Annotated in this window: 4 protein-coding genes and 2 pseudogenes; 1 reads left to right on the plus strand and 5 read right to left on the minus strand. The window is 59.9% G+C overall.

Annotated features, from left to right (window positions below):
• The 4 genes and pseudogenes from WCA53_RS00865 to WCA53_RS00880 form a co-directional block, all read right to left on the minus strand.
• A partial coding sequence (locus tag WCA53_RS00865) for an NAD(P)/FAD-dependent oxidoreductase (protein ID WP_423904321.1) occupies positions 1 to 946 on the minus strand: 946 nt, incomplete at its 3' end.
• A gap of 17 nt (positions 947 to 963) precedes the next feature.
• Positions 964 to 1386 carry an acyl-CoA dehydrogenase C-terminal domain-containing protein gene (locus WCA53_RS00870; protein WP_423904331.1) on the minus strand — a complete coding sequence of 141 codons (423 nt, stop codon included), beginning with the start codon at positions 1384 to 1386 and terminating at the stop codon, positions 964 to 966.
• Positions 1365 to 2766: pseudogene (locus tag WCA53_RS00875) on the minus strand (acyl-CoA dehydrogenase family protein); the annotation flags it as partial. The pseudogene WCA53_RS00875 and the gene WCA53_RS00870, both read right to left, overlap by 22 nt.
• A gap of 233 nt (positions 2767 to 2999) precedes the next feature.
• Positions 3000 to 4001, minus strand: coding sequence for an AraC family transcriptional regulator (locus WCA53_RS00880; RefSeq protein ID WP_423904325.1), 1002 nt, complete (start codon positions 3999 to 4001; stop codon positions 3000 to 3002).
• A gap of 359 nt (positions 4002 to 4360) precedes the next feature.
• Between WCA53_RS00880 and WCA53_RS00885 the strand changes: the two are divergent.
• Positions 4361 to 4495: pseudogene (locus WCA53_RS00885) on the plus strand (helix-turn-helix transcriptional regulator); the annotation flags it as partial.
• 68 nt (positions 4496 to 4563) lie between these two features.
• Here WCA53_RS00885 and WCA53_RS00890 read toward each other — a convergent pair.
• The coding region (locus WCA53_RS00890) for a PHA/PHB synthase family protein (RefSeq protein WP_423904328.1) at positions 4564 to 5968 on the minus strand (1405 nt) is incomplete at its 5' end.

The following is a 5968-nucleotide window of genomic DNA, read 5'->3' on the forward strand; positions in this document are numbered from 1 at the left end:
CGGTAATCGCGCGCGCCCCATACGACACGCGCTTGCCGCCTTCGAGCACAGCGCGAATTGCCGGGTGCGTCTTGTAGCGCTGGAATTCCTCGAACGGCGACAGATACGGATTCGAATAACCCAGACCCACGACGAAGCCCACCATCACCTGATTGTTATCCATGTGATAGAGGAACGAGCCGCCGTAGGTGTCGTTTTCCAGCGGCCAGCCGGCCGTGTGGATCACGAGACCGGGCTTGTGCTTGACGGGATCGATTTCCCACAGTTCCTTGATCCCGATGCCGTGAACCTGCGGATCGACGCCTTCTCGCAGCTTGAACTTGTCGTTCAGTTGACGGCCAAGATGCCCGCGTGCGCCTTCGCAGAACAAGGTGTACTTCGCGTGCAGTTCCATGCCGAGCTGGAAATTCCCAGTCGGCTGGCCATCCTTGCCAATGCCGAGATTGCCGGTTGCGACGCCTTTGACCGAACCATTGTCGTTATACAAAATCTCAGCAGCAGGAAACCCCGGAAAGATTTCCACGCCCAGCGCTTCAGCCTGCTGGCCCAGCCAGCGCGTGACGTTCGCGAGGCTGATCACGTAGTTGCCGTGATTCTTGAAGTTATCCGGCAGCGCCCAGGCCGGCACGCTCTTCGAACCGGTTTCGCTCAGGAACAGGAACCGGTCCTCGGTCACTTCAACGTCTAAAGGCGCGCCTTTTTCCTTCCAGTCCGGGATCAGTTCGGTGAGCGCGCGCGGATCCATCACCGCGCCCGACAGGATATGAGCCCCGATCTCCGAGCCTTTTTCCAGTACGCACACGCCAATCTCGACGCCTTTCCCAGCCGCCAGCTGTTTCAGGCGGATCGCTGCGGACAGGCCAGCCGGGCCGCCGCCGACGATCACGACGTCGTATTCCATCGACTCGCGTGGACCGTATTGCTCAATGAGAATTGCGTCTGTCACGATGCCATGCCTTTTCTTTAGAACTGGTCTTCACTCAGCGCCAACATTCCTTCGTTGTCCTTCGCGCTGACAATGGATGCCTCAAGCGCGACGGCGTGAGGCAGGACGTGATCGGCAAAGAACTGAGCGGTTGCGATCTTCGAGTCGTAGAACGATTTATCCTCGGCATGTTTCTCAGCCGCCACCAGCAGGGCACGTGCAAATTGCCAGCCCACCAGTACGATGCCCGCCAGCTTCAGGTAGGGCACGCCGCCAGCAAATACAGCGTTCGGATCGCTTTTGGCGTTGGCGAGCATGAATTCCACCGCGCTTGCCATAGCCTCGCGGCCTGTCGCGAGCCGCTTGTGCAACGTCCGGAATGCCGGGGTGGAGGAGAACGACGCACAGTCTTGCAGTTCTCCCAGCGTTCGATCAATCTGACCGAGGATCGCCTTCGCCACCGCGCCGCCGTCGCGCAAGGTTTTGCGCCCGATCAGATCGTTCGCCTGAATTGCCGTGGTGCCTTCGTAAATCGTCAGGATGCGGGCGTCGCGATAGTACTGTGCAGCGCCCGTTTCCTCGATGAAGCCCATGCCGCCGTGGACCTGCACGCCCAGGCTCGCCACTTCGATCGAGATTTCCGTGCTCCAGCCCTTCACAACCGGCACGAGATATTCGTAGATCGCCTGGTGTTCCGCCTGCACGGCTGCGTCCGCGTGGCGATGCGCGATGTCGCTATGTGCCGCTGCGACGTAGGCGAGCGCACGGGCTCCCTCAGTTAGCGCCCGCATGGTTGCCAACGTGCGCCGAACGTCCGGGTGCTGGATGATCGCTACGGAGTGCTTTGCGGATCCATCAACCGGGCGGCTTTGCACGCGATCCTTCGCGTAGGCCACGGCCTTCTGATAGGCGCGTTCAGCAACGGCGATACCCTGCACGCCCACGCCAAAGCGAGCCGCATTCATCATGATGAACATGTACTCGAGGCCGCGATTCTCCTCGCCGATCAGTTGGCCGATCGCGCCACCATGATCGCCGAACTGCAGCACCGCGGTCGGGCTCGCCTTGATGCCGAGCTTGTGTTCGATCGACACGCACTGCACATCATTGCGCTCGCCCAACGAGCCGTCTTCGTTGACGAGGAACTTGGGTACGGCGAACAGGGAGATGCCCTTGACGCCGTCGGGCGCATCGGGTGTACGGGCCAGCACGAGATGGACGATGTTTTTCGCCATGTCGTGTTCGCCCCACGTGATAAAGATCTTCGTGCCGAACACGCGGTACGTTCCGTCACCCTGGGGCTCGGCGCGTGTGCGTACCAATGCCAGATCCGAGCCGGCTTGGGGCTCGGTCAGATTCATGGTTCCGGTCCACTCGCCGGAGATCAGCTTCGGCACGTATGCCTGCTTCTGCTCTTCGGTACCGGCTGTCAGGAGCGCCTCGATCGCGCCGTCGGTCAAAAGCGGGCACAGGGCAAGCGACAGATTGGCGGCGTTCAGCATCTCGATGCAGGGTGTCGCCAGCAGTTTAGGCAAGCCCTGGCCACCGTATTCGACGGGATGCACGACACCTTGCCAGCCTCCTTCGGCAAACTGGTGGAAGGCCTCCTTGAAGCCCGGCGTGGAGTAGACCTCGCCGTCGCGCCAGGTACTCGGATTTCTGTCACCTTCGAAATTCAACGGCGCGATCACGTCCGCGCTGAACTTCGCCGCTTCGTCGAGCACCGCCTGTGCCGTGTCGGCAGTGGCGTCCTCGAAGCCTGCGAGCGCTGACACGCGATCGAGGTGGGCAAGTTCATTGATGACAAACAGCATGTCCTTGACAGGTGCCATATAGCTCATGATGGATTTCCAGAAGTGCAACCGAAGAGGGGACGCGGGCAGGGCGGATTTGACGGCCTGGCGCGGTATAAGTGGGGTTGATCGTAGTCCCGATTGGACGCGAATCGACTACCTAAACCGGCCCATCTATTGACAAAGTCGGCCACAACTTGCGAGGCAGTCGGTCGTTGATGTGCGTTTACCCCATAGCGCGGAGCAGCGGCTCCGGTTGCCCACGACGGGCAGGGGCGCGCTCAGGGTTGCCGGCGGTACTCACCCGGCGTGCTGCCAGTCCAGTGCCGAAAGGCCCGATGAAACGCGGTGGGGTCGTCAAAGCCGACATCGCCCGCGATCGCCGCGATGGGGTCTTTGGTACCGGTGAGTCGTTGAATGGCGATATCACGCCGCAGCTCGTCCTTCAGCGTCTGAAACGCGGTTTCTTCTGAGGCGAGGCGCCTGCACAATGTGCGTACCGACCAGTGAAGATTCCGCGCGGCATCTTCGACAGTCGGCACGTCCGGCAAACGGGATGCGAGATACTGCCTGACGCGGTGGCTCGTGAGCTGCTCGCTAAAGGAAACAAAGATCCAGTCCTCCGGAGCCCGGGCGAGAAATTTGCGTAAATTCGTCTTGCGCTGGCGGATGGGCATATCGAAATACGCTTCGCTGAAACGCATCTGCGTTTGCTTGCAGTCGAAACGGACAGGTCCGGGAAACAGGTACAGATGGTCCACCGTGTGCGGTGGGCAGGAAAACGCGAACTCCACTTGCAGCAAGGGAATCTTCTGACCGATCAGCCACGATGCCACGCCGTGGGCGAGCTTTAACATAAGCTGCTGCCCAAGCATGCTGACGGTTGACGATGGATCAGGGTGAAGAGCAACGCCCGCGATCAAGCCGTCCCTGCGCGATTCGAACCTGAAGTCATCGAGAACGATGTGAAAGAACTGCCCGAAGCGATGCATGGCAATCTCAAGATTGGGCGCATCGAGCAGGCTCAGGCAAAGAAACTTCAATGTGCCGCTGCGCATGGGTCGGGCAAAGATGCCCGGCATTTCATCGTCGAATTCAATGGCGAGGGCACGGTATAAGGTCGAAAACTGTTCCTCTGTGACTCGCGCGCCTGGTTCACTCAGAAGCGCAGGAGAGATGCTGGCCTCGTCCAGGTATTTGCTGACCAGACCCGGTTGCGCACCCGCGGCGGCAAGGAAACCGATGACGAGTGAGATCGGAACGGTGGCGCTGGGTGATTGCATGGGCGTTGACGAGGCTCGTTGATGTCGGTTCACCACGAGCGCCATTGTACGGCACCGTTCGGGCCGGGTAACCGGCCCTCTTGTATCTATAGGTCAAGGTCCGTGAGGGCCGGGTGCGTATGCCAGTCCATCCAGTCGAAGTGTCCGGAGGTTTCAGCCCAGGCCCAACTTGCTTTTGGCGTACGTGTGGCGGGCGTTTCTACTTGCTGCGGACTTCCTTCGTGTTCGGCTTTTGCAACGGGGTCGAGACTGGTCGCACTTGAGTTTGCCTTGGCTTCGTCCGGCTCGAGATCAGGCGCAAATAATATGGAATCCATAGTGATTAGTAAGTTAAGTTGGTTGAATGAGGCCGGTGGAGCGTTGGGGCAGCGGCCGCAGTAGGCGAGGGCACCGTGAAGTGGCACCTCAAGAATCTCTTTGGAAAGCTCGACGCCAGCTCGCGAAAACATGCGGTTCGAAGAGCGTTGGTGCTGGGTTTGCTCGAAGGCGCATGAGCGGGCGCCCGGCGAGCGACAGGCCGGGCGTGACGTGAAATAGCCGGCGAACGGATCCAGAGCCAAAACTATGTCATGCGAACTTTCACATAGCGCCCAGGTGCCGCTTCGATCGGCTTATGGCGGGCGCTTCCCGGCCTCGTGCGCGCCTTGACCGAATCTCCAGCATACGGCTTCAGCCATTCGATCCAGTGGGTCCACCAGCTACCCGGCCGTGTTTCGGCTGATGCGAGCCACGCATCCGGGTCGCCGCTCGAATCGCCACTGGCCCTGAAACTTCGCTTGTTCTTCGACGCAGGATTGACGACACCGGCTATGTGGCCGCTCGCGCCGAGAACGAACTGAGTCGGGCCGCCAACCAGTTGTGTGGATCGATAAGCCGACCGCCACGGCACGATGTGATCTTCCTCGGTTGCCAGTACGTAGGTCGGGGTGTCGATGCGTCCCAGGTCCACTGGCGTGCCGCACACCGTCAACCGCCCCGGTTTGCACAGGTTGTTCTCGAGGTACATGTTGCGCAAATACCAGGTGTACATGGGCCCCGGCAGATTCGTGCTGTCGGCGTTCCAGTACAGCAGGTCAAATGGCGGCGGCGACTTGCCCTTCAGGTAGTTGTCGATGACATAAGGCCAGATCAAATCGTTTGCTCGCAGCGTCTGGAACGTGAACCCAAGTTCCTTGCCGGAATAAATGCCGCCTCGACCGATTGCACCCTCGCGCTGAGCGACGCCCGCTTCGTCAATGAAGACGCCCAGCTCGCCCGGTTCTTCGAAATCCAGCATTGTGGTGAGCAACGTGATGCTCGCCACATTGTCGTCGCCACGTGCTCGGGAGATCGCCGTGGCCGACGACAGAATGGTGCCTCCGACGCACCAGCCCACCGCGTTGACCTGATCGGCGCGAGTGATTTCCAGCGCAACGTCGATAGCCGTCAACGCACCCTGTTCGACGTAGTTGTCCCATGTCGTTTGGGCCATCGTGGTATCCGGGTTGCGCCACGACACCATGAACACGGTCATCCCCTGTTCGCAACCAAAGCGCACAAAGGAATTTTGAGGCTGCAGATCGAGGATGTAATACTTGTTGATACACGGCGGCACGATCACCAAGGGGCGTTTGGCCACCCTGTCGGTGAGCGGAGCATACTGGATCAACTGGAATAGATCGTTTTCGAATACGACCGTGCCCTGGGACGTCGCCACGTTGTGCCCGACCTCGTAAGCGGTCTCGTCCGTGATCGAGATGTTGCCGCGCTGCAAATCGCCAAGCAGGTTCGTGAAGCTTTCACGCAAGCTGTCGCCGCTGGATTCGAACGCGAGCTTGAGCGCCTCGGGATTGGTCGCGGGAAAATTGGCTGGACTTAGCAAGTCGATGAACTGCCGCGCGAAGAATTCGAGCTTCCGTTTATCCTTTTCACTTAGGACAACTGCATCGACGAAGTCTTCAAGCAACCGCGCATTGAGCAGGTAGTTC

It is taken from the genome of Caballeronia sp. (assembly GCF_049581465.1).
In the GTDB taxonomy this organism is placed as follows: domain Bacteria; phylum Pseudomonadota; class Gammaproteobacteria; order Burkholderiales; family Burkholderiaceae; genus Caballeronia.

What these genes read in the sequence shown, in the direction of transcription:
- WCA53_RS00880 (WP_423904325.1), bottom strand. Translation starts at nt 4,001, where the DNA reads ATGCAATCACCCAGCGCCACCGTTCCGATCTCACTCGTCATCGGTTTC.